Source organism: Wolbachia endosymbiont (group A) of Gymnosoma rotundatum (assembly GCF_947250765.1).
Lineage (GTDB): Bacteria > Pseudomonadota > Alphaproteobacteria > Rickettsiales > Anaplasmataceae > Wolbachia > Wolbachia pipientis.
Map to the genome: position 1 here is coordinate 308,679 of NZ_OX366347.1, position 22,756 is coordinate 331,434.

Genomic DNA, 22,756 nt, shown 5'->3' on the forward strand with positions numbered 1-22,756 from the left:
CGGCTGGGTGGCAGAATGGCTTATGCAGAGGACTGCAAATCCTTTTATACCGGTTCAATTCCGGTCCCGGCCTCTTTCATTTTCTATATCTTGTAAAAGTTGCTCAATTCAACAGTAGCTTTAAGTGTGTAACCTATAGAGAAAATTATTCATAAGTAAAATCAATTTCTTTTCAAGTTATGGTTATACTCTTATAGCGTTTCATGGTAAAAAATAAACTAAAAATAAGCAAAGTGTTTTACAAAATGATATTACGTGATTTATTGTTTTTACTACCGCCCGAGGTTGCTCACTCTTTGGCAATTATGGCATTAAAGGAAATGCCTTATAGAAAACCTATAGAGCTACCAGAATCTTTGAGTGTGAATTTTTTTGGTAATAAGCTCAGAAGCCCCGTGGGTCTGGCTGCAGGTTTTGACAAGAATGCAGAAGTTATAAGGCCTATGCTTTCATTTGGTTTTGGATTTATTGAAACTGGTACTGTAACTCGTAATCCACAATATGGAAACAAAAAACCAAGAATTTTTCGGTTAATTAAAGATCAAGGGGTAATTAACAGATTGGGATTTAACAATAAAGGAATAGACTACTTTCTTAAACAAATAGATAAAACCAAGCTTGATGACTGCATTTTTGGCATCAACATAGGAAAAAACAGTACATCAAAGGACCAAATCAGCGATTATGTTGACTTAATAAAGATAGTATATGGAAAAAGCAATTATATAGTGCTGAACATCTCATCCCCAAACACGCCTAATTTACGCAATCTGCACAATAAGCAAGAATTATCGGAATTGTTGAAATCCGTAACTCTAACCCGGAAATCAATTGATAATTCTAAATCCATACCAATAATATTAAAAATCTCACCAGATATAGATCAGCAAACGAAAGAAAATATCGCTGAGCTTGCGTTGGAATATAAGATTGACGGATTAACAGTGAGCAACACTACGATCAGTCGGAATAACTTACATTCCCACCACAACGAGAGTGGTGGGTTGAGTGGCAAACCGCTGTTTAAACTTTCAACCGAGTTATTGAGCGATATGTACAAACTTACTAAGGGCAAAATATTGTTGGTAGGATGCGGAGGAATCTCAAGTGGTGCTGATGCATATAAAAAAATAAAGGCAGGAGCTTCTTTGGTGCAGTTGTACACTGCTCTCATATACCACGGACCTCAAGTTGTAAACAAAATTAATCTAGAACTTGCAGAACTAATAAGGAGAGATGGATTTAGTAACATTAGTGAGGTGGTGGGTTGTATACATTAAACATCTTCTCTGTCACCTAAGTAGCCGACACTGGAATAACATCGATGAATCATTATTCAAATAATGGTTATGCAAGAAGTCTATTAAACTGTATATTTTGGAAGTTGTTGGTATTATTTTAATAAAACAAAACTAATTCTTTGGTATAAAGGTGTGGTAGGAAGTGTTATTCTTTTAAATAATGGGTATGAAGAGTTTGAATGATGCAATATCTAAGATCATTGATTATAAATTTACAAATTATGCAATATTAGAAGAGGCACTAACTCACCCAAGCGTAAATAAAAGGAATAGCAAAAACCAGATTGTAAGCTACGAAAGACTAGAGTTTTTGGGCGATAGTGTTTTGAATATGGTTGTATCTGCCACACTGTTTAAACTATTTCCTGAAGAAAAAGAAGGAGCATTGGCAAAAAGAAAGACGGATTTAGTTTGTGGCAACACCATTGCTAATGTTGCTAAAGAAATAAAATTAGGCAGCTTTATCATCATGAATAATAGTGAACGCTGCAATGGAGGGAGAAGTAACTTAAAAAATTTAGAAAACTCGCTTGAAGCACTAATAGGTGCAATTTATATTGATGGCGGGCTTGAAAATGTTGAAAAATTTATTATCCAATATTGGGAAAAGCTAGCTAAAGGCATGCTTGACCCCCCTCAAGATCCTAAAACCTCACTGCAAGAGTGGACTCAGAAAAACAAATTGCCTTTACCAGAGTATGAGCTTGTAAAACAAACTGGACCAGCGCACAATCCTGAATTTACTATATCAGTTTGCATAGAAGATTATGGTAAAGTTTCTGCATGCGCTTCTAGTAAAAAGATTGCTGAACAAAAAGCTGCTGAGTTGATGCTAGAAAAAATTGGAAAAGACGCTTCAGTTTAGGCAAAATAGGCATTAATGTAAATTTTAAGGAAGCTAATAGCGTTTAGGGTAAATGGTCAATTTAAGGAGAAGCATAGTATTATTCATAAAAAAGTTGATCTACCAAAAATCAAGCCTTATGTAGTGGAATATCAATGGCTGTTGTCGGAGATGCGGAAAAAAAGAAGTAGCAAGTTACCAAAAGGTGTTATGCCAGATACATTTGGTCCAAGAGTTGTTTTGTGAAGTTGACAGAGTCAAGGAGAATGAAAGTTTTAAAAAATAGCATATTGTTTAATTATAAAAATTTGATATTAACTGTTGTTGGTTGATTGAGTAAAAACCAGTGAATGGTCACGTTAAAACATATTTTTAAATTTCTGCCAAAATCCTGGTTTATTATCATTAACCTTTGTAAATGTTATATTTAAACTGTATTTCGGATCATTTGGCACGTCGTATTTTATGCTAAATGTTGAAACTTTATCGTTATTGTAAATATGTACATTATCATATGATAGCTTTGTTGTGTAACACTTTACATACTTTTGCTTATCATGCACTAAATCACCTGATTCCCTTTCTAGTTCCACAAATTTCGTTTTTTTCTGACATTCCTTCATTTTTATTAAATCCTTATCTAGTGATATTGAAACTGGCAACGTATTTCCAGCATATTCTTTAGCTAAAAGTTCACTTTGAGGATACATTTTTATTTCCCTGCCAAAATGTGAGTCTATGAAATTATTACTCCAAAATTTATCGCCAGAATGCACGTACTCATCAGTAGCATACGGCACCCCACCATAATTGCATTGAACTTTGTAATCTCCAACACCGTTGTTTTGAAAAAAATCATGAATAGCAGTGTAGCTACCGGCAGCATCATTTATATAATCCATTACTTTATTCCTTAAATTTTTAGTTCATTATATCATAATCATTATGCCAATCAATCAAAAAAGCTCTCCCTTGCTGTTTTTAAAACTGATTTTGAGCAAGCGCTCTCGATTAGTTGGGAGCGTATTTGTAAGATTGTGACATTCGTGCCTCCCAGTTTTTCACATACTGCTGAATCAATTCAGGATAATCTGTAATAATTAATAAATTTTCAGCATTTCCTTTTTTAGCTGTCTTACTAAGGTTAAATGACCCTGTGATGACTTTTTGATTGTCAACAATCATTATCTTATTATGAGCAATCTTTGGCTTATCATCGATCCAAATTGGTACTCCACCTGAAAATAATTCATTTATAACACTATATTTTGAGTAGAGTTGCGATTTATCTAAGATGACTTTAACATCAACACCGCGTTCTTTAGCATTAATCAAAGATTTTGCAACTGTTCCAAGAGTAAATGTATATTCTTGAACTAAGATAGATTTTTTAGACTGATCTATTACGTTGATTATCGGTACAGCACAATCTTCTCCAGGTGAAAAGCAAACCGTAGCTTTTGGGCAGGGCGAAAATATAAAACCCGCATAGTAATACAGAGAAAAACACATTAACAAGAATAAAAAGTGAAAAAGCCTCACAACAACCCACCCCCGGATATACGGCGATAGGCTACATTATAATTTAATCACCTGTCAATAGACTTCTTGCATAGTTTTTGGCAACAACCGTTAGAAACGAAAAAACTTACTTGACAAACTCCGCCAGCCCCCTTATCATGAAACTGAAGGTATTCAGTTATCTTCATCTGTGCAGATTAAACAGCAAGAAAACAACGTAGTTGGCGTCTTATTTTTAATTTTTTGCACTATGTGCACCTTATGTCTTCACAATATTTCTAGGTTTTTACCTACACAAGCTGAAACGCGCTTATAAGTCGTTTAAGACAGTATAGTACGCCAATTTGCAGGATTAGGGAGTGACAACTAGCTAACACGGGGTTTCTTTTGCCTTTTTTTCTGCTTAGTAAATTTCTTAAACATTTAAACTAAGGTGAGTTGCATTTAAAAGCAGCTAAATTGCAGTGTTTAAGACTTAAAAAACGCCAATGTTCTAAAATAGATATTAGCTGGGGCTTCTTTTGCCTTTTTTTCGCTTGGTAAATTTCTTAATGTTTATAGCTAACATGAAGCTAAGTACGAACTTTGTTAAATACAACAAATGGTGTCATCCCAGTGCTCCTTTTTTTGTCATCCGAGTAGCTGACACTGGGATCTATTTTGCATGTAACTCCAATTGTGTTTTGGCATAAAACGCGACGCGTATTAGACTTATTTGCAAGCAAAGCTTGCTAGATCCAAGTAGTCAGGGCACTGGGATGACATCATAGGGACACTGGGATGACACCCTGACAATCGTCATCCCGCTACTTGTTAGCGGATGAGATACCGCGGCGGTATGACGGTTCGTGGCGGTATAATGAAGCTTGAAAGCGGATCACCTTTCACGACCCGTGTTTACTTCATTCACTTTAGGAGTATTAACAGGCGTTATTGCCGGGTTCTCAAGCTTTGTTGCCTGCTTCAAACCCTCGCTTACACTTTTGTCCTTTAAAATTTCATCAAGCTGCTTACTCTTTTGTTGCTCTTCGTTATTTGACGTATCTCTTTGAGCATCTTCTTTCATGCCACGAGCATTCTCTACATCCTTTTCACCTTCACCTAAAAATTTTTCTAATATTTTCTTAACAAAGCGCTTCAGAAGACTCAAAAACCCTTCTTCTTTTTGATTTTCTTGTGGTTGAGGCGTGGTATCTTTTTTGTCCGGCTCAGTGTTGAGCTTCTCTTTTATAGAACTCTTGCTCACTGAGGGATTAACGGTTTGTGAATCGTGCTCTGATGCTGTTTGCACAGAAGCTTCAGTAGTCTTTTTTTGTGTATTATGTTCAAGGTCTTTAACTGCTGTTGTAGTTTTTCTCGGAGTGTCTTGGAGTTTTTTGTCACTTTTTGGCTCTGCAACTTTTTCACTTGTGAAGATGCCCTTCCCTTTATATTGTTGGTCAAGCTCAGCAATTCTTTCAAAATCTTGACGTACTTTTTCATCTGCACGTCCTTTTTGACTTTCAAATTTCTGACTCAATTCTGCAACGTTTTTCATTTTGTTCTCAAGCTCCTTACTTTTCACAGCTTTTAGAGCCTCTGTTCCTTTTGCGATATAATTAACCTTCTCTTCTAATGAGGTACCTTCTGGAAAAGCATCTGGAGAACGTTCAAAAACATCTTTAAACTTTTTTTCAACACTTTCTTTAGATGTCTGGGCCATACCTGTTACCTATTAAAACATATCATATAACCAGTATATTAGCTAATTATATAAAAAACAGTTAACATAACTTGTGGTAAAAAGTGTTTATCAAGGGCGTCCTATTTATATCTTTTTCATTAAAATGCTATTTACTTATTAAGTTAAAATGTATAATTATGTAAGAAATGAAAGATAGCCCATTAGCAGTAGTATTCGATTGGGATAATACCTTAGTTGACACTCAAGATAACATTTTTAATGCTATTAAGCATACCATAAACTCAATGGGGTATAGTAATAAAGCTGCTGATAGAAATTCCCATGAGTCGAGAAAGAGCTATATGGTCAATTTGTTTGGCGATCAGTGGAAAAAAGCAAATCACATATATCAACAATACTTAGATAATGCGCTATTACAAAACATTGCTCTGAATCAAGGAGTAGAGGAAATGTTGCAGACACTGAAAAGCCACAATGTTTATCTAGCAATAGTAAGTAATAAGAAAAATACTAATTTACGTGAAGAAGTTACCTATTTTAAACTAGATTCTTACTTTGAAAGAGTGGTTGGGTCATCCGATACTGCAGAAGATAAACCATCTGCAACCCCACTGCTATTTGCATTAGAAGAGAGTACGTTGCCTATAAATAGAGAAAATGTGTTTTTCGTTGGTGATAGCATCACAGATGTTCTGTGTGCACAAAATGCCAATTGTTTACCTATTATATACGGTCAATCAATAAGCGGTTATGAAGATTTGTTATGTTTTCAACATTTTGATAAACTTACAGATTTTGTAATAAAGTATTTAGAAGATAGGTAATGACCGCTGTTACAGAGATTGCCAGTATAACAAGACGCTTTTGCGCGTATTTAATAGATGTAGCAATTTTATTAATTCCAACTTTATTAATTATACTGCTATTAGAGGATTCTCCGTTGATTTTACATCTATCATACATGTGTGTAAATTGTAGTTACTTCACATATTTTATATCTTCAAAGGCCCAAGCAACTCCCGGTCAACAGTTAATGAATATGTATACTATCAATTTAGATAATTCTAAAATAGACTTGAATTTAGCGTTTGACAGAAGCTCTTCCCAGTTTTTTCTTCCTTTGTTAAACAGTGTAGTAGTTGTCCTTACTGAATTTTTGCGAGATCAGGAAGTATTAGTGAATGTCTTGAGTGCATTGAAAGTAATTATAGTGCTACTCACTCTCTGCTGGTATCTAGTTGCTTGCTTCTCTAAGAAAAAACAGACATACCACGACATGCTATTTAATACGGTTGTAAAGGAACTATTAAATGAGTTGCTATAACTATCGTTATCATATAAATTATGCTGATGAATTGAACTAAGGGAAGATTATGAATGAAGAGATAGTAAAACATTTGAACAAATTATTGACCAATGAGCTGACTTCTGTACGCCAGTATCTTTTGCATTTTGCGATTCTCAAAAACAATGGAATTAATAGACTTGCAGAAAAGGTAAAAAATGAGCTTAACGAAGAACTTGAACATGCAAACAAGTTGGCAGAAAGAATTTTGTTATTTAAAGGAGTCCCAAATTTTCAGGATACAAACGAAATATCAAAGTATGATGGAAAGTTTACAAAAGACACAATACGGAAAATCTTAGAAGCTAATTTGAAATTAGAGGGAAAAGGTATTAAGGATATCAAAGAAACGATTTCTATCGCTGAGAAAGAAAAGGATTTTGTTAGTGTAATGTTATTAGAAGAGATGTTAAAAAATGAAGAAGAGCACTTTCATTGGATTGAGAAACAGATCGATCTTATTGAACTAATGGGTGTTGAAAACTATTTAAGAACACAAATATAGAGTGTTAAAAAAGATAGTATTTATTTTAATTATACCTTGCTCACTTCTTTTTTTATTAGGGTTATGGCAAATATTCAGATTGAACTGGAAGAATAATATTATTAAAAGTATGAGTCTTCCAGTGGTTCATCTATTGCCCAATAACGACCTTGAAAAATTTAACTATAGGCATGTCAAGATTGATGGGATTCTAAGTGATATAGAACTATATGTTTTTGCAGGGCAACACGGCTATCACGTGCTGTCTCCTATGTTGCTCACCACTGGACGTTACATGTTGGTGAATAAAGGAATAGTCAGAGAAAAAAAGGAGAAAAAAGTAAAAATTGAAAAAGTAGTTGCAGATGGAATTTTATATTGCGATAGCAATAAAAGTAAAAATTGGTTTATCAAGAACGATACTGCTTCGAATACATGGTTTACCCTGAGTACAGAAGAAATTTCCAATGAGTTAGGTATTAAGCTAGAGAAGTGTGTATTGTGGCCGAACAATTTTGGCAGCAAAGTAGCTATACAGCCAATGAAGCATTTGGAATATGCAATCACTTGGTTTGCACTTTCCTTAACTTGGTTGATTATGTGCGTAATTTACTATAGGCAAAACCTCAATAAAGCTTGAAGCTTTCTGTACATAAAATTAGAAAAGTAGTTATTCATCTTTATCACTACCAAGGTCTTTTAACATACTGTAATTGCCTTTTCTGAATCTACTTTTTAAAGACGTAACTCCACTTTCGCTAATACCACTAAGGCTCAGTGCAGCTCCACCTAGCTGCAATCCTATCTCAGATGTTTCAGGAATAATTTTACTAGCTCCTAGATCTCTATAAACCTCCACATTACTCAGATCTGGTAAGCGTATTACAATATTTACATGCGGAAAATTTGCTGCAACTAAAGAAACAACTTTTTTTATAGTAACTTCATTCTTTATTGAAATAACGAGAGCTTGAGCTCTTTCTATTCCTACCGATTTTAAAATTTCACATCTTGTAACATCTCCAAGATATATAGGAAAACTATCACTTTTTCCTTCTTTGACTATTTTCGATTGAATATCTACAACAACGTAACTTAAATGCTCTGCCGTAAGCATTTTTGTTACCATATATCCCACTCTACCAAATCCAGCAACTATCACATGGTTATAAAGATCTTGTGTATCTGTTTCAACAGCTTCATCATCTAATATTGTTTTCTCAGTGCTAAATGAGTTTGCTATCCAATCTCCAAGCCCCGATAAAAGAGGAGTGAAAGCCATGGTTACTGTAGTTACCATCATAAGTACTTGAGCGATTTCACTTGGTAGCACATTTAGCTCATCTGCTAAGCGAAATAAAATAAACGCAAATTCACCGCCTTGTGAAAGCAGTAACCCAGCTTGTATAGCAGGTGCACTCTTAAATCCAAAAAATCTACACAATATATATATGATAGATGTTTTTAAAACGATAAGGATAATCGATAATAAAGTAATTAGTGGTAACTTATTGAGTAAAAGTTCGGTATTGATGGACATACCAACAGTCATGAAAAATAAGCCAAGAAACAAATCTTTAAATGGTAATACCGCGTGTTCCACTGAGTGTCTGTATTCTGTTTCTGCAACTAACAATCCAGCGACAAATGCACCTAATGCCAACGATAAATGGAATTGCTCAGTAATAAATGCTGCTCCTAATACTATTAAAAGCGTTGTTGATATAAAGACCTCATTACTTTCCATTTTAGCAATAACCGAAAATAAAGGTCTAAGCAATAATCTACCAGTTATAAATATCAGCACTAATGCAATAGCTGCTTGCACCAATGAACCTGCCAATGAGCTTATCAGGCTGTGCTCAGAATTGCCAGCAAGTAAAGGTACCAATACTATTAATGGTACTACTGCAAAATCTTGCATTAATAGTACTGCTATTGACAACCTACCAACCTGACTTGCTTGAGAACCTTTTTCTTGCAGAACCTGCAACACTATTGCTGTTGAGGATAGCGCAAGCCCACCACCAATAACTGTTGCTATATTCGTATTCACTCCGAAAGCAAGAGCGATGCACCATATTGCTACCATGGTAACTATAACTTGAAGAGAACCGAACCCAAATACATGAATACGCATAGCGATCAGGCGTTCAAATGTCAATTCAAGGCCTATAATGAATAATAGGAAAACTACACCAAATTCTGCAAGATTATCCATTGCTTCAGCTGAGTGTATCAGATTAAACCCATGAGAACCAATAACTGCACCTGCAACGAAGTAACCGAGCACTGGACTAATATTCATTTTCCAAAACGCTATGACTATAAACACAGCAGCAGAAAGCAAAATTATAATATCAAACAAATGCTGAGAGCCACTGTGCATGATATTTAACCTGTAGAATTAGACCATTTAATTGAGCAGCCAATACTTGATTTTTGGTCAATTGGAGAATTACCAGTTTCTGCAATAAATTTCATAGCTTGAAATAAGTCACTACTTCCTACTTCATAGCTTTGGCCCTTTTCTTTTTTTGTGTCATTAAAACGTCCACGATAGCAAAGGTTTAAATTGGAATTAAAGCCAAAAAAGTCAGGAGTGCAAACAGCCCCGTATTCTTTAGCTATTTTCTGTGTACTATCAATTAAATATGGAAATGTAAACTTATTTTCCTTGGCAAAATTAATCATATTTTCAAAGGAATCTTCTGGATATTCATTTACATCATTTGACATTATTGCAACGGTGTTTACCTGATAATCTTTTTTCAATTGATCAACATCGCTTACCAGATTGCTAATAATTGACTGAACGTAAGGACAGTGATTGCATATAAACATTACAATAAGACCGTTTTTTCCATAACAGCCACTTAATGTGTAGTATTTATTGTCTACTCCCAAAAGATTAAAATCTTTTGCAGTAAAACTAAAATCGACTTTAGGAGTATTCAGAGCAACCATAGACTATTATTATACCATACATAATTTATGGTCTTATTACTTAAATGTCAAACGGTTTCTATGTATACTGTTTGCATATTCTTTTTTAGTATTATAAAACTTATGTTCATAACTTTCGAAGGAATAGACGGCTCTGGTAAAACAACACAATCTAAGCTACTTGCAAATCATTTTAAGCAAATTCACGGCGAAAATAATGTAGTGTCGACTCGAGAACCAGGCGGCACTGATTTTGCAGAAAAGATAAGAGGAGTGTTGTTAACAAATAATATTGATCCTATTTCTGAACTCTTGCTGCTTATCTCGATGAGGCACGAACATATGAAAAAATTAATATTACCAGCTCTTGCAGAAGGAAAAATAGTGATTTGTGATCGGTTTATTGATTCAACTATTGCATATCAAGGATATGGGTTTGGAGTTGACTTAGGGCTAATAAGGGACTTACATAAGCTAGTGGAAATTAAATATCCAGATATTACATTCATTCTAGATATTGATGTTAAAGTTGGGTTAAATAGAGCAAAAGACAAGAATAAATATGAAGAAATGGATGTTAATTTTTACAATAAGGTCAGAAAAGGATTTCAGGAAATAGCCATAAAAGAGCCCGTTAGGTGCAGTGTTATCACTGGAATTGAAACAAAAAATGATAATCACGTACACAATGAAATTATTGATAAAATCACCTAGCTTGTGATAGAAAATTATCAATTTCAGGTAGCATTATTTCATATGAATAACTTTTTGTTTGAGTAGCTAAAAAATCCTGTATTTTGTCTGGATCTTCTTCACTTATCATCTTATATGCCCTTGCGAGGTTCATTAATTCACTTCTATTTTTTTTATTGCTTACTTCAGTAATAGTAAAAAATTGATCAAAATGGTCTAAGAGGTCTTTATTTTTTATTGAAGACACAATATCGTCAATTTCTTTCACATATAATGCAAGTTTGTGTGCTTTACTACGATCTTCAAAACAAAGATTAACAAGCACGTTACGAAACCTATCTTTTGTAGTACTTCTCACTTCTGCTAATAAGGACTTAATATTTTCTTGGCAATGCACTCTCTTTACCGATTCAGCCGGTTCAACCATACCAAGAACATTCTTTACCAAAGATTTTTCTTCACAACTAAATATGAACATGTAATAACCCATCGATAAAGTGAAGAGCAAGAACATAGCCGGAAGTAAAAACGGAGCTAATACATTTTGTGACGCAGGGAAAATAAACCAGGTAACAGTTGCTATTGACACAGTTACAAATAATCCTGATAAACATAATTGTGCTTTTCTTCTATAATTCTGATCAATAACTGTACTTACACCAATAGAAGCTATATCAATCATTACTCACACCTCATTAAACATTAATACTAACTGAATGATAGCATTATTGTGATGAAAATGCAATATTATTAATATTTTAATACAATTTATATTGACAGTTACAATTCTGAATGTTTTATTGCAGCGTTAGCTGATTAGCATTTTTAAGATGAGGTCAACTCTCATAGAGAGAGGATTTTTTTATTTTCTCATTCTTCTCATTTTCCTCTCTAACAATTTTTTTTCCATTTAATATGTCCTTTATTTCATCTCCTGTTAAAGTTTCAAACTCCAGTAGATTTTCGGCAATGAGATCTAAGCCTTTCTTATGCTTGGTCAAAATGTCTTTTGCTTTTTCATAGCAAGAAGACACAACTTTCTTTACTTCTTCATCTATAAGTTTTAACGTATCTTCAGAAATTATCTCAGAACCATGTATGGTTTGTTCGCGATTGTGATAGATCGGGCCTATTTTGTCACTCATTCCCCATTTTGTTACCATAGCGCGTGATAAATCAGATGCTTGTTTTATATCCGAAGATGCACCGCTTGTGACTTTATCGTAGCCAAAAATTAGCTCCTCTGCCACTCTTCCACCCATAGCAACAGTAATATCTGCTATCATCTTTTCTCTTGTGAGGGACACTCTATCTGTTTCTGGTAGTCTCATAACTAAACCGAGTGCTCTACCGCGTGGAATAATTGTTGCCTTGTGTATAGGATCAGAAGCAGGCATATTAACAGCAATTATCGCATGACCAGCTTCATGGTATGCAGTCAGTCTCTTTTCCTCTTCTGTCATAATTAGGGATCGTCTTTCTACGCCCATCATCACTTTATCACGTGCATATTCAAAATCGTCCATGGTAACAATCTTCTTGTTTCTTCTTGCAGCAATAAGTGCAGATTCGTTCACTAAATTTGCTAAATCAGCTCCAGAAAAGCCTGGTGTTCCTCTTGCAACTGTTTTCACGTTTACATCTGGTGCTATTGATATTTTCTTTATATGAGTATTTAATATCTTTTCACGCCCATTTATATCGGGTAAAGAAATAGTAATCTGTCGGTCAAAACGACCAGGTCTAAGCAGTGCTGGATCTAAGACATCCGGACGGTTAGTCGCAGCAATTATTATTACACCTTCATTAGACTCAAAGCCATCCATCTCAACTAATAACTGATTTAATGTTTGTTCTCTTTCATCATTGCCGCCACCAAGACCAATGCCACGATGCCTACCCACCGCATCTATTTCATCTATAAAAATTATACAAGGAGCATTTTTCTTGCCTTGATCAAACATATCACGAACACGACTTGCACCAACACCCACAAACATTTCAACAAAATCAGATCCAGAAATACTAAAGAATGGCACATTAGCTTCTCCTGCAATTGCACGAGCAAGTAAAGTTTTACCAGTTCCAGGAGAGCCAATTAAAAGGCACCCTTTTGGTATTTTTCCACCTAATATTTGAAATTTTTGCCTTTGTTTAAGGAAATCAACGATTTCTACTAGCTCCTCTTTTGCTTCATCAATTCCGGCAACATCATCAAATGTTACTTTTTTTCCACTAGTCATAAGTCTAGCCCTTGACTTGCCAAAGCTTATAGTTCTGTTGCCCCCCGCTTGTGTTTGTTTAAGAAAGAATAGCAAGAAGCCAATAAAGATAAATGTTGGGACCCATGAGATAAGTAATCCACCAATTACGTTCATGGCAGAATCTCCAGTTGAAAAGGAGAATCTCACTTTTCTATCATGTAAATTTTTTATTAGGTCGCTATATATGACACCGCTTGAATTGAAACTTGAACCGTCTCTGAACTTGCCTTCAATGCTCTGGTTTTTTATGACAATATTTTCTACATCATTGTCTTCTAGTCTAGTTAAAAATTCCGAAAAAGGTATAATTGTTTTACTTTTACCTACATTTCCGCTGAACTGAATATAAGCAACTGAAATAAGAACAATAATTACTAACCAGATCAATAAGCCTTCTAAAAATTTTTTCATTTCTATTTCTAACTAAATACTAATCAAGCTTACCAAATTTTGTTTTATCGTGCTATTAATAATGCATTGAGCCTTATCGTCATTGGTATTTTTTTCGTTATAATTTACATCAGGATAAGCAAGCACCTTTCCATCTTTTAGCACTACAGGCAAAGAATAGAAAACTTCAGGGCAGCAGTTGTAATCCTTCAGAAATTCAGGAACTTTTTGTGTTTTTTTTAATGGAGCGATGATAACTGAACACTCTTGATTTCCGAGTATTGTGCAGCTAAATCTGTTATCCCATTGAGTAGGTTCATTTAAAGGTAGGTTTACGGTAATTTCTTGTATCTTTGACGATTCTCTAATTATCAAGATATTTTCTCCATACTTTCTTATTTTGCACCCAGAAAGTGTACAGTTAACATTACTATCCTTTTGCAATATTTTATTAAATATTACGATAAGGCTATTATACCTTGGTTTATAGTGTTTACTGGCAATTGCCATTATAGAGTAAAGAAGAAGCCTCAAGGCTATTTCCTCTGGCAATTGATAAAATTCACTTAGTTTAATTTCAATATAACCAAGATCATGCACATTAACGCAGTCATTAAACGCAAGGCGTGTGTAGTGCATCAACGCTTTTGCAGCTCTTTTCATATGAAGGGCTGTGAGGCATATTCGCTCTGTTAAAATCTCTTGATTGTCACTTGCTTTAAGTAAGTTGCGGTATAAAGTTCGTCTGTATTTTAAGTCATGATTGCTTCTATCTTCGATCCACTTTAACTGGTGAAGCTTAGCGTACTTTTCTATTTCACTACGACTAAAATTTAACAATGGCCTAAATATATAAATACCATTTAGGAAAGACTTGTAGTCCATTGATGATAATCCATCTACGCCACTACCTCGCTCTAATCTTAACAAGAACGTTTCTGCTTGATCATCTTTGTGATGAGCGACGAGCAAACATTTAACATTATTGTTTTTACACCACTCTGCTAGTAACTTATACCGTGCTTTTCGTGCCTGTAACTGAATATTGCCTTTAATATTTTGCTTTTCCCAATTTAATATGAACGATTCCTTTGCTCCAAGTTCCTTTGCATAACTTACAACAAAATCAGCTTCTTTTTGAGACTCTGAACGTAATCCATGATTTACTGTTAATGCTATAGGAAGTGAAAGCTTGTTTTTTTTTGCCCAGTTAGTCATTAAGTGCAGTAAGACTATACTATCTACACCACCTGATACTGCAACTGCAACTTGATTGTTATAGAAAGCAAAACTATTAACCACATTTTGAAATAATAACTCTAATTCCATTATGTCTCTTGATGGCCAGATAGGTCAGATCTCTTACGTCATACCGCGACTTATTTGTGGTATATATAGATCCCGCTCAAGCAACGAAATATGACAAGTTTGTCCTTTTTTGTCTACCCCAGTGCCCTTTCTTTATGTCATCCCAGTGCTTGACACTGGGATCCAGGTTTTAATGCAAGAAACTATTTCTTTATTCCAGAAAATGAAAATTCCACTCTACGATTTTTAGCATGCTCTTTTTCATATTTAGAATTTCTAGAATCATCTTTTACATTAACCAAAGGCTCAGTTTCACCTTTAGAAGCAGTTTTTATTCTGTTTTCTATGTAGGGTGTACAACTAACCATAAATTTTTTAGCTGCATCAGCCCTTCTAGCGCCTAGCGCAAGATTATATTCATGAGAACCACGGTTGTCAGTGTGACCAGTTAAAGTAACCTTCGCGTCAGGGTTATCTTGTAACACCTCCATTACGTCAAGTAATGCATCTGCACTTACTTCAGCAATACTAGATTCATCATAACCAAAGAAAACTCTTTTATCACCTATCTGCTTAACAACAGAATTTATTTTATTTGTTGTATTTGCTCCTTTTTTTGGGCAAGAACTTACACCAGTAAGTAATAAACAAAAACAGCACATTATAACCAGTCTACTCCACATTACTAAACCTCCATAAATTTTAAATAGTGCGTAACTTTAATTTCAGTAGCTAATATCTCTCCATATTGTAATATAGTCAAGAGAAATAAAATACTAAATACTTTTTCTACAACCTTACAATTAATTTTCCTATAATATGCTGGACTCTGAGTAGAAAAATCCAATAAAAGAATAAAAAGTACAATTTTTTATTGTACTTTAAGCAAATATACTTTTAACTTTATTATTAATCTATTACGGTATTAAACAGATGTTTTCTAAAATAATGAACAAATATGCAATCTTATAAGTTTTTAGAGGAAGTATTATATAGGGTAAAGAATATCGAAAATACGCTAAAAGTACTAAACCAAAGCCAATTGAATATAGAGGACAAAGTTGAACAAATGAGTCTTCTAGAAGAAATCAGACATGAAATTATCTCTCATGACGCAATAAAGGAATCATTAGCAGATGCTCTTGGTAACAAAAAAAGTGCAAATACTCAGCAGCTAAAGTTAATAGAGAGAATACATAAAAGCAACAGTGCTGTTCCTATTGATTTAGTAAAGTCTTTATCCAAAGCTAAGGTTGAATGCCAAAATTTATGGAAGCTATCTCATTCTGAAACCAGTAACTTAGAAAAACTAAAAGAACGTTTTACTGATTTAATCACACTCATTCGCGAAGTAGCTTCTATAAAATCGCAGCAATTAAAATGCTCAAAATACGACTCACTGCTTGCTGACTATGACTCTGATATCACAGAAAAGAATATAAGGGAAGTATTCCCCAAGGTAGGCAAATTTTTTAGCGAAAATGTAGATAAAATAATTGAAAAGCAGAAAAAGGATAAGGATAAGGTTACTAATATACAAAAAGTTGCTACTCAGAAACAGATTGAACTTGGCTCATTATGTTTACAGCAAATGGGTATTGCACTAAATGAGATTCGTACTTCTTATTACTACCCTATAGATTATGATGAATCTGATTTTTGTTATGGTTTATTTTCACTTTTACGGCATAGTGGTTATGCAATTTATCAAAAATGTTTAGCGCAAAATTCTATAAGTAGTCCAATTACGAGACATGTTATGTATGAAACTCAAGGGTTATTCATGGAAAGGATGATTGGAACATCCAGAGAATTTATTGAGTTTATTCAACCACACATAAAAGAGAAGTTTGCTATAAAAGGCAAAACTAATAGCAGTGTTGAAAATTTGCACTTGGTTTTCAATGAAATAAACCTTTCTTCTTTTTTAAAAAATGCAGATGAATTTAGTCTGTTAGCTCATATTATGTTGAGAACTAAGTTAGAACAAGATATAATAAATGGCACATTGGAAGTCAAAGACCTGCATGATGCGTGGTTCGAAGGTATGAAGCACTATAAAATTCCAGTAAAAGCTAAAAATGAGCTAAACACTTATTTTCAAGATGAATATTGGGCAAGCGGTGTTATGGGCTACTTTCCTATAAAAATTATTGCTTTAATTGCTGCTGTGCAGATTTTCTCTTTCGTTAAAAAGAATCATTACGAATCATTAAGTGCTATAATAAAAGGAGATTTTAGTTTACTTATCAGTTGGTTATCTCAAAATGTATACAGTGCAAAGTGTGGCCTGGAACTGCTAAAAAAAGTAACAGGTAAGGGTTTAGACGTTGAGTGTGTTACTTACTACTTATCTGAAAAGTATAATTTGTCTTAATAAATGGTTTTCTTGAGTTATGTATGAATTTTGTTCGAAAATTAACCGGAAAGTTTTATAGCCTTTTTACTTTCAAAGGTTTGTTTGCTAGCGATATTGCTATAGACCTTGGTACTGCAAACACTTTAGTTTATCAGAAAAATCAGGGAATAGTGCTTGATGAGCCTTCAGTTGTAGCAAGAATAAAAGAAAAAGGAAGTTACGTTCCTTATGCTTTTGGTAAAAAAGCTAAAATGATGCTTGGGAAAACGCCTGGAGAAATAGAGGCGATAAGGCCCTTAAAGGATGGAGTTATTGCTGATTTTAAAAGTGCGGAAGAAATGCTAAAATATTTCATACGCAGTGCAAACACAAAATTCACTGTTAATAAACCTAATATTATCATATGCGTTCCATCTGGATCCACGCCAGTTGAAAGGCGTGCTATACAAGATGCAGCAGAAAGTGCTGGTGCAAATGAAGTATTTTTAATTGAAGAACCAATGGCTGCAGCAATCGGAGCTGGGCTCCCGGTTACTGAACCTGAGGGTTCTATGATTGTTGATATAGGAGGCGGTACAACTGAAGTTGCAATTATTTCTTTAGGCGGAATTGTTTATTCACGTTCTGCCAGAGTAGGTGGCGATATTATGGATGAAGCAATAAAATCATATATTCGTGAAAATCATAAGTTATTAATCGGTGAAACAACCGCTGAGAAAATTAAGAAAAGCATAGGTTCAGCCAGTCTGCCAGGTGAAAATAACAAAGAGGGAATGATAATTAAAGGCAGGGATTTAGTGAGTGGCATGCCAAAAGAAATGCTTTTATCAGAATACCAAGTTGCAGAGAGTTTAATAGAGCCTGTACATCAGATAATTTCTGCTATTAGGACTGCACTGGAGAGCACTCCACCTGAACTTTCTTCTGATATAGTCGATAAAGGAATAATTTTATCCGGTGGCGGCGGATTATTGCGTAACTTGGGCAAAGTTATCAGTGAAACAACAAAACTACCAGTTCGTGTTGCAGATGACCCACTTTGTTGTGTTGCTCTGGGTAGCGGAAAAGTGCTTGAAAACATGGATTATTTTGGCCATGTTTTATTTAAGCAGGATTAAATTATTTTTAAAGGTAGTTCATCGAATTTTATAGCAAATTTTACCTCAAGCATAAAGATGTCATCCAAGTAGCCAACACTGGGATCCAGAAAAATTGACTATAAACAAGTATGCTGTTTCGATGAAATTGTGTAATAGAAACTAGATTCCAGTGTCAGCTACTTGCATGACACCAAGTTTGTGTTTATAAATTAAGGCGATTATGCTAAAAGAATTTGAAATTGAACCTCTGCTAAAAGATAAAGCTCCGCACCAGACCAAGGCTATTGTTGCAATGTCCGGGGGAGTTGATAGCTCGGTTGCTGCAGCACTGCTACATAACCTTGGGTACCAGGTGATAGGTGTGACTCTTCAACTCTATGGCACTGACGGTAATGCTAACGCAAGAAAGGGTGCATGCTGCGCTGGACAGGATATTTATGACGCTAAGCGTGTAGCTGAAAGTGTTGGCTTTCCTCACTATATTTTAAACTATGAGGAAATATTCAAAAAGGAAGTAATAGAGGATTTTGCGAGTACCTATATGCGTGGGGAAACTCCCATACCATGCGTGAGATGTAACCAAACGGTAAAATTTCGTGATCTATTGCAAGTTACAAAAAATCTTGGTGCGGATGTGCTCGTAACAGGACATTACGTGAGAAGGTTAGAAAAAAATGGTGAGGTAAAGTTGTGCAGAAGTATTGATAAAAGTAAAGATCAAAGTTATTTTTTGTTTGCTACAACTCAAGAGCAGTTAAAGCTTTTGCGATTTCCGCTAGGTGGGTTCTATAAAAGTGATATAAGAAAATTAGCAAAATATTTCAGTTTACAAATTTCTGAAAAGCCGGACAGTCAAGATATATGCTTTGTTTCCGAAAGCTATAGTAAAACAATAGCTAAATTAGCTCCACAATCTGTACAGAAAGGTAAAATAGTGGATGTTAATGGAAAAGTGCTAGGCGAGCACAGTGGCATAGTAAATTTTACAGTGGGGCAAAGAAAGGGCTTGGGTATCGCACACAATGAACCTCTTTATGTGATAAAAATTAATACAGAAAATAATGAGGTTATAGTAGGTCCGATCAACGTATTAATGCAAAAAAAAATATTGATCAAGGAGTTAAATTGGTTAGAACAACCAAAGGAAGGTATGGAAGTAACTGTGAAGCTGAGATCATCACATGCGGGAAGTTTAGCAACAATACATTCAACTGACGAAAAAAATAAAGCCTGTGTCATTTTAAACGACGATTACTTTGGCATCAGTCCAGGTCAAGCCTGTGTAGCGTATAAAGATGAGCAAGTTATCGGCGGTGGATGGATATGCTCTTAACTAAAAGCTTTAATGCAGAGTGTAAACATACAATAGACTTCTTGCATAACCATATAACAGAAACGAAAAAACTTCCTTGACAAACCTCGCCAGCCCCCTTATCATGAAACTGAAGCTATTTATTTATCTTCTCTGTACAGATTAAATGACAAAAAAACTCACGTATCTGGCGTCTCATGTTTAATTTTTTGCACTATGTGCACTCTATGTCTTTATCAAATTTCTGGGTTTTTACCTACACAAGCTGAAATACGCTTATAAAGCATTTAAAACATTAAAAAACGCCAACTTAAAAAATGGATAGTGAATAACTAGCTACCCTAGGGTTTCTTTTGCCTTTTTTTCTGTTTAGTAAATTTCTTAACGTTTATAATTTAGATTAGTTGCGGCTTAAAAGCAGCTAAATCGCGGTTATTAAGTGTTTAGAATAAAAAAACGCCATACTTGAAAGTATAATGTAAGTAATTAGCCAACCACGGGGCTTCTTTTGCCTTTTTTTTGTTTGGTAAATTTCTTAATGTTTGTAGCTAAACGACAACCGTCATCCCAGCGGGATCTAGAGATACCGCGAATGAATCGCGGTATGACGGTTCGCGGCGGCATAAAGATAAGTCTCGTCATCCCGCTGCGTGTTAGCGGGATCTCTTGTTAGTGCCGCGGCGGTATAGCTATACCTTTTTCTACTTAGTTTGGGTTATGCAAGAAGTCTAATAACATTTATTGCTATTTTACCCTATATCGCTTATACTATAAAGTAGAACATTATAGGTTTCAGCAATGATAAAAGAAATTGAAGAACTAATAAAAATTGTTGGTAAGGGTAATTTATTAGAGACTTTGTTTATTTTTTTAGGTGGCTTTCAACATGCTGACTTAGATCGTAGTATGGACCGCAGAAATCATTTTGGTTTGTCTGCATTCATTAGAAAAAAAGAGGAACCATTAGATAAATATTTTAACTTAAAATTTAGTCTACAAGGGCTGTTTTTAATCTATGCTCAAGCTTATAAGATACTTAGTGAAAATAATGAACTAAGTACTGAGGATGTTATTAATCGAATATATAAAGTTGTTGAAGAGTCTGGGCTAAATCAAGATATAAATGAAGTAGTAGATGGAAGTAAATTAGATTTACTTAACGTCTTGGCAAACCCAAAGAGAGAACCAATATTTAAAACAGAAGAAGATTTTGAAGATAAAGTGCTTACTGACGTTAAAAAATTATTAAATGAAAAATCTGATAAAAAATTTTTTTTTAATAAATTTGTTATCGACTGTTACTATTCTATTCATCAAGATATAAAGGTAGATAAAGATGTGGCTTTATTGTTTTCTCTATTATATTCTCTTGGAGGTAGTTATAAAAAACCTTTGTCACCTGATAAAATAGTAAAAAGAAAAGTACTAGAGTTACATGAGAATCTGTTAATAACGCAATATACAATATTCTTAGCTAGCAAACTACACATGATCGGATTATCAAGTAGAGATAAATATACAATCGACCATGAGGATGTAGATCGACAAGAGAAAGGATTAAAAATGGATGGATCAATATGTCCTATAAATACAAAAAACACCCTGGAACAACTGTTAAAAAGCCAGAATAGTGATGAATTTGAACAATTAGTAACAAGCCCTGAGAATAATTCAGTGTTGCCAGAAGAGAACGAATGTAGGCCAAATCTTATCATCAGTAAGAAAAAAGAAAAAGACCATAAAAACACAGTCTGTAAACTTATTTTAGGTATGTTTGTATTATCTGTTGGGTTATATGTTGCTGATTATTTCTTTATGGAGCAAAAATTATTTAATCCAATAAAAGGTGTCCTACCACAGGATAATTTTGCTAATCTAGTAATTGCTGCAGTGCTTACTATCGTAATAGTATATGCTTTATTTCAATTATCACAGGAATCACCACTTTCAACAGTCAATAAGATGACGAATGAAAATTTAGGACAGCCCGTGCAAAATAAGTTTAGAATTACATAAATGTAGCAACTTAAAAGCATATATTGTATAATGCTTATTCTTAAGTTAAGAGGTAATTTATGGATTTAAGTAAAATAACAGCAGGACCAAATGCGGTGAATGTGGTAATTGAAATAAGTGCGAATGCTGAGCCTGTAAAGTATGAATTTAATAAAGAGTTTAGGTTGTTACAAGTTGACAGATTTTTATCTACCTCAATGACTTATCCTTGCAATTATGGGTTTGTACCAAATACCTGCGCAGGTGATGGTGATCCTGTGGATGTTTTGGTGCTAACTCAGTTTCCCTTAGCATCTAGTGTTTTAATATCGGTGCGTCCGATAGGCGCATTACTCACTAAAGATGAAAAAGGAGAAGATGAGAAAATATTAGCTGTGCCTGTTTCCAGTGTTGATAGCTATTATGACAATATAAAGGACTATTCTGACTTATCTAAAAGCCTACTAGATAAAATTACTCATTTCTTTTCTCATTATAAAGATCTAGAAAAGGGAAAAACGGTGGCAGTTGGAGAATGGGTTGGTGTGGAAGAAGCAAAGAAAATCATTGAAAAAAGCAGAAATTAGTTTTTATTGATTTATAGCTAAAGTGGCTTAGGTTTGCCCACAATTTGAAAAACAACAAATTCGTCATTCCGCTACTTGTTAGCGGAATCTATACCGCGCACAACTGTACGAACATTGCAATATGGCACATAGTAAACGATGTCATTCCAGTGCGTGACACTGGGATCCAGACTTTCCGTAAAAACGTTATATTTTAACATAACACTTATATGCTCACCAACTTAGTGCTAATCAAAATCCTGGATCCCAGTGTCTGGGCACTGGGATGACAAGAAAGGGAGCACTGGAATTTTTGTTTCAGCATTAGCCATGCATCTGAACAGATACAAATATTGCAATTAAAAGCATTAGACAGGTGGTAGAGGTCTTGGTATTATATAATCTTTAGGTTCTAAATTTGGAAGGGTGGCCGAGCGGCTGAAGGCGGCGGTTTGCTAAACCGTTATACGACCCAAAAGTCGTATCGAGGGTTCGAATCCCTCTCCTTCCGTATACTGTTTTTAGCACGGTTTAAATTCGCTATATTAGCATGTTTTTAGCCTATTTACCAGCGTACCTGATTTTGTTGCAATGGTTTTTATTTCCATTGTCACTGAGATCACTATTAAAAAGTTGGCTAGCAT

General features: G+C 34.6%; 23 protein-coding genes and 2 tRNA genes. 14 read left to right on the plus strand and 11 right to left on the minus strand.

The window, feature by feature from the left end; all coding sequences use genetic code 11:
• The first annotated feature begins 1 nt into the window (after window position 1).
• From OOK97_RS01550 to rnc, 3 genes are all read left to right on the plus strand, one after another.
• Window positions 2-73: transfer RNA gene (locus tag OOK97_RS01550), tRNA-Cys, on the plus strand.
• Window positions 74-203: 130 nt separating this feature from the next.
• Window positions 204-1,280: a quinone-dependent dihydroorotate dehydrogenase gene (locus tag OOK97_RS01555; RefSeq protein WP_264705466.1), complete on the plus strand. Its 1,077-nt coding sequence runs from the start codon at window positions 204-206 to the stop codon at window positions 1,278-1,280.
• A gap of 187 nt (window positions 1,281-1,467) precedes the next feature.
• Complete coding sequence (gene rnc, locus OOK97_RS01560; RefSeq protein WP_264705467.1) at window positions 1,468-2,166, plus strand: ribonuclease III; 699 nt, start codon at window positions 1,468-1,470, stop codon at window positions 2,164-2,166.
• Between the two features lie 338 nt (window positions 2,167-2,504).
• On the opposite strand, the gene OOK97_RS01570 is transcribed toward rnc, so the two are convergent.
• The 3 genes from OOK97_RS01570 to OOK97_RS01580 all read right to left on the minus strand — a co-directional run bounded on the left by OOK97_RS01570 (window position 2,505) and on the right by OOK97_RS01580 (window position 5,368).
• On the minus strand, window positions 2,505-3,047 hold the full coding sequence (locus OOK97_RS01570) for a hypothetical protein (protein WP_151807529.1): 543 nt from the start codon (window positions 3,045-3,047) through the stop codon (window positions 2,505-2,507).
• A gap of 109 nt (window positions 3,048-3,156) precedes the next feature.
• Complete coding sequence (locus OOK97_RS01575) at window positions 3,157-3,687, minus strand: phospholipase D family nuclease (protein ID WP_015589462.1); 531 nt, start codon at window positions 3,685-3,687, stop codon at window positions 3,157-3,159.
• A gap of 856 nt (window positions 3,688-4,543) precedes the next feature.
• Window positions 4,544-5,368, minus strand: coding sequence for a hypothetical protein (locus OOK97_RS01580; RefSeq protein ID WP_264705468.1), 825 nt, complete (start codon window positions 5,366-5,368; stop codon window positions 4,544-4,546).
• Between the two features lie 167 nt (window positions 5,369-5,535).
• On the opposite strand from OOK97_RS01580, the gene OOK97_RS01585 reads away from it, so the two are divergent.
• The 4 genes from OOK97_RS01585 to OOK97_RS01600 are packed head-to-tail and all read left to right on the plus strand — an operon-like array spanning window position 5,536 to window position 7,819.
• A complete protein-coding gene (locus OOK97_RS01585; RefSeq protein ID WP_253303003.1) occupies window positions 5,536-6,174 on the plus strand; it encodes an HAD family hydrolase in 639 nt (212 codons plus the stop codon).
• Window positions 6,174-6,674, plus strand: a complete 501-nt coding sequence (locus tag OOK97_RS01590) for an RDD family protein (RefSeq protein WP_264705469.1) — start codon at window positions 6,174-6,176, stop codon at window positions 6,672-6,674. The genes OOK97_RS01585 and OOK97_RS01590 overlap by 1 nt, the downstream gene beginning before the upstream one ends.
• A 49-nt stretch (window positions 6,675-6,723) precedes the next feature.
• On the plus strand, window positions 6,724-7,200 hold the full coding sequence (bfr, locus tag OOK97_RS01595; RefSeq protein ID WP_077188433.1) for a bacterioferritin: 477 nt from the start codon (window positions 6,724-6,726) through the stop codon (window positions 7,198-7,200).
• A 1-nt stretch (window position 7,201) separates the two neighbouring features.
• Window positions 7,202-7,819 (plus strand): SURF1 family protein, encoded by a 618-nt coding sequence (locus tag OOK97_RS01600; protein ID WP_182321165.1) that lies wholly within the window; start codon window positions 7,202-7,204, stop codon window positions 7,817-7,819.
• A 30-nt stretch (window positions 7,820-7,849) separates the two neighbouring features.
• On the opposite strand, the gene OOK97_RS01605 is transcribed toward OOK97_RS01600, so the two are convergent.
• Together OOK97_RS01605 and OOK97_RS01610 are read right to left on the minus strand one after the other, a co-directional pair.
• Window positions 7,850-9,568: a monovalent cation:proton antiporter-2 (CPA2) family protein gene (locus tag OOK97_RS01605; RefSeq protein WP_182319809.1), complete on the minus strand. Its 1,719-nt coding sequence runs from the start codon at window positions 9,566-9,568 to the stop codon at window positions 7,850-7,852.
• 5 nt (window positions 9,569-9,573) lie between these two features.
• Window positions 9,574-10,146 (minus strand): thioredoxin family protein, encoded by a 573-nt coding sequence (locus OOK97_RS01610; RefSeq protein WP_187297641.1) that lies wholly within the window; start codon window positions 10,144-10,146, stop codon window positions 9,574-9,576.
• 102 nt (window positions 10,147-10,248) lie between these two features.
• Here OOK97_RS01610 and tmk point away from each other — a divergent pair, with 102 nt between their 5' ends.
• Window positions 10,249-10,839 carry a dTMP kinase gene (gene tmk, locus OOK97_RS01615; protein WP_264705470.1) on the plus strand — a complete coding sequence of 197 codons (591 nt, stop codon included), beginning with the start codon at window positions 10,249-10,251 and terminating at the stop codon, window positions 10,837-10,839.
• On the opposite strand, the gene OOK97_RS01620 is transcribed toward tmk, so the two are convergent.
• The 4 genes from OOK97_RS01620 to OOK97_RS01635 form a co-directional block, all read right to left on the minus strand.
• Window positions 10,832-11,500, minus strand: a complete 669-nt coding sequence (locus OOK97_RS01620) for a hypothetical protein (protein ID WP_010081999.1) — start codon at window positions 11,498-11,500, stop codon at window positions 10,832-10,834. The two genes, tmk and OOK97_RS01620, sit on opposite strands and share 8 nt — an antisense overlap.
• A 154-nt stretch (window positions 11,501-11,654) precedes the next feature.
• Window positions 11,655-13,493 (minus strand): ATP-dependent zinc metalloprotease FtsH, encoded by a 1,839-nt coding sequence (ftsH, locus tag OOK97_RS01625; protein ID WP_264705471.1) that lies wholly within the window; start codon window positions 13,491-13,493, stop codon window positions 11,655-11,657.
• A gap of 12 nt (window positions 13,494-13,505) precedes the next feature.
• Window positions 13,506-14,801, minus strand: a complete 1,296-nt coding sequence (gene tilS / locus OOK97_RS01630) for a tRNA lysidine(34) synthetase TilS (RefSeq protein WP_264705472.1) — start codon at window positions 14,799-14,801, stop codon at window positions 13,506-13,508.
• 182 nt (window positions 14,802-14,983) lie between these two features.
• Complete coding sequence (locus OOK97_RS01635) at window positions 14,984-15,463, minus strand: OmpA family protein (protein ID WP_010081889.1); 480 nt, start codon at window positions 15,461-15,463, stop codon at window positions 14,984-14,986.
• A gap of 275 nt (window positions 15,464-15,738) precedes the next feature.
• Here OOK97_RS01635 and OOK97_RS01640 point away from each other — a divergent pair, with 275 nt between their 5' ends.
• The 3 genes from OOK97_RS01640 to mnmA all read left to right on the plus strand — a co-directional run bounded on the left by OOK97_RS01640 (window position 15,739) and on the right by mnmA (window position 19,572).
• The gene (locus OOK97_RS01640; RefSeq protein ID WP_264705473.1) at window positions 15,739-17,157 is read left to right on the plus strand and encodes a gluzincin family metallopeptidase; all 1,419 of its coding nucleotides are present in this window, start codon (window positions 15,739-15,741) and stop codon (window positions 17,155-17,157) included.
• 23 nt (window positions 17,158-17,180) lie between these two features.
• The gene (locus OOK97_RS01645; protein WP_209473299.1) at window positions 17,181-18,257 is read left to right on the plus strand and encodes a rod shape-determining protein; all 1,077 of its coding nucleotides are present in this window, start codon (window positions 17,181-17,183) and stop codon (window positions 18,255-18,257) included.
• A gap of 202 nt (window positions 18,258-18,459) precedes the next feature.
• Window positions 18,460-19,572 carry a tRNA 2-thiouridine(34) synthase MnmA gene (gene mnmA, locus OOK97_RS01650; RefSeq protein ID WP_264705474.1) on the plus strand — a complete coding sequence of 371 codons (1,113 nt, stop codon included), beginning with the start codon at window positions 18,460-18,462 and terminating at the stop codon, window positions 19,570-19,572.
• 465 nt (window positions 19,573-20,037) lie between these two features.
• Here mnmA and OOK97_RS01655 read toward each other — a convergent pair whose 3' ends face one another.
• The gene (locus OOK97_RS01655; RefSeq protein ID WP_264705475.1) at window positions 20,038-20,193 is read right to left on the minus strand and encodes a hypothetical protein; all 156 of its coding nucleotides are present in this window, start codon (window positions 20,191-20,193) and stop codon (window positions 20,038-20,040) included.
• Window positions 20,194-20,349: 156 nt separating this feature from the next.
• On the opposite strand from OOK97_RS01655, the gene OOK97_RS01660 reads away from it, so the two are divergent.
• Window positions 20,350-21,567 carry a WD1261 family protein gene (locus OOK97_RS01660; RefSeq protein ID WP_264705476.1) on the plus strand — a complete coding sequence of 406 codons (1,218 nt, stop codon included), beginning with the start codon at window positions 20,350-20,352 and terminating at the stop codon, window positions 21,565-21,567.
• A 59-nt stretch (window positions 21,568-21,626) separates the two neighbouring features.
• Entirely contained in the window at window positions 21,627-22,133 is a 507-nt protein-coding gene (gene ppa / locus OOK97_RS01665; protein WP_010082061.1) for an inorganic diphosphatase, read from the plus strand.
• A gap of 71 nt (window positions 22,134-22,204) precedes the next feature.
• On the opposite strand, the gene OOK97_RS01670 is transcribed toward ppa, so the two are convergent.
• Window positions 22,205-22,333, minus strand: a complete 129-nt coding sequence (locus tag OOK97_RS01670; protein ID WP_256437680.1) for a hypothetical protein — start codon at window positions 22,331-22,333, stop codon at window positions 22,205-22,207.
• A gap of 199 nt (window positions 22,334-22,532) precedes the next feature.
• On the opposite strand from OOK97_RS01670, the gene OOK97_RS01675 reads away from it, so the two are divergent.
• Window positions 22,533-22,623 (plus strand) — tRNA-Ser (locus OOK97_RS01675).
• Window positions 22,624-22,756: the final 133 nt, after the last annotated feature.

What these genes read in the sequence shown, in the direction of transcription:
- OOK97_RS01555 (WP_264705466.1), top strand. Translation starts at nt 204, where the DNA reads ATGGTAAAAAATAAACTAAAAATAAGCAAAGTGTTTTACAAAATGATA.
- rnc (WP_264705467.1), top strand. Translation starts at nt 1,468, where the DNA reads ATGAAGAGTTTGAATGATGCAATATCTAAGATCATTGATTATAAATTT.
- OOK97_RS01570 (WP_151807529.1), bottom strand. Translation starts at nt 3,047, where the DNA reads ATGGATTATATAAATGATGCTGCCGGTAGCTACACTGCTATTCATGAT.
- OOK97_RS01580 (WP_264705468.1), bottom strand. Translation starts at nt 5,368, where the DNA reads ATGGCCCAGACATCTAAAGAAAGTGTTGAAAAAAAGTTTAAAGATGTT.
- OOK97_RS01585 (WP_253303003.1), top strand. Translation starts at nt 5,536, where the DNA reads ATGAAAGATAGCCCATTAGCAGTAGTATTCGATTGGGATAATACCTTA.
- OOK97_RS01590 (WP_264705469.1), top strand. Translation starts at nt 6,174, where the DNA reads ATGACCGCTGTTACAGAGATTGCCAGTATAACAAGACGCTTTTGCGCG.
- bfr (WP_077188433.1), top strand. Translation starts at nt 6,724, where the DNA reads ATGAATGAAGAGATAGTAAAACATTTGAACAAATTATTGACCAATGAG.
- OOK97_RS01605 (WP_182319809.1), bottom strand. Translation starts at nt 9,568, where the DNA reads ATGCACAGTGGCTCTCAGCATTTGTTTGATATTATAATTTTGCTTTCT.
- OOK97_RS01610 (WP_187297641.1), bottom strand. Translation starts at nt 10,146, where the DNA reads ATGGTTGCTCTGAATACTCCTAAAGTCGATTTTAGTTTTACTGCAAAA.
- tmk (WP_264705470.1), top strand. Translation starts at nt 10,249, where the DNA reads ATGTTCATAACTTTCGAAGGAATAGACGGCTCTGGTAAAACAACACAA.
- OOK97_RS01620 (WP_010081999.1), bottom strand. Translation starts at nt 11,500, where the DNA reads ATGATTGATATAGCTTCTATTGGTGTAAGTACAGTTATTGATCAGAAT.
- ftsH (WP_264705471.1), bottom strand. Translation starts at nt 13,493, where the DNA reads ATGAAAAAATTTTTAGAAGGCTTATTGATCTGGTTAGTAATTATTGTT.
- tilS (WP_264705472.1), bottom strand. Translation starts at nt 14,801, where the DNA reads ATGGAATTAGAGTTATTATTTCAAAATGTGGTTAATAGTTTTGCTTTC.
- OOK97_RS01635 (WP_010081889.1), bottom strand. Translation starts at nt 15,463, where the DNA reads ATGTGGAGTAGACTGGTTATAATGTGCTGTTTTTGTTTATTACTTACT.
- OOK97_RS01640 (WP_264705473.1), top strand. Translation starts at nt 15,739, where the DNA reads ATGCAATCTTATAAGTTTTTAGAGGAAGTATTATATAGGGTAAAGAAT.
- OOK97_RS01645 (WP_209473299.1), top strand. Translation starts at nt 17,181, where the DNA reads ATGAATTTTGTTCGAAAATTAACCGGAAAGTTTTATAGCCTTTTTACT.
- mnmA (WP_264705474.1), top strand. Translation starts at nt 18,460, where the DNA reads ATGCTAAAAGAATTTGAAATTGAACCTCTGCTAAAAGATAAAGCTCCG.
- OOK97_RS01655 (WP_264705475.1), bottom strand. Translation starts at nt 20,193, where the DNA reads ATGACGAGACTTATCTTTATGCCGCCGCGAACCGTCATACCGCGATTC.
- OOK97_RS01660 (WP_264705476.1), top strand. Translation starts at nt 20,350, where the DNA reads ATGATAAAAGAAATTGAAGAACTAATAAAAATTGTTGGTAAGGGTAAT.
- ppa (WP_010082061.1), top strand. Translation starts at nt 21,627, where the DNA reads ATGGATTTAAGTAAAATAACAGCAGGACCAAATGCGGTGAATGTGGTA.
- OOK97_RS01670 (WP_256437680.1), bottom strand. Translation starts at nt 22,333, where the DNA reads ATGTTAAAATATAACGTTTTTACGGAAAGTCTGGATCCCAGTGTCACG.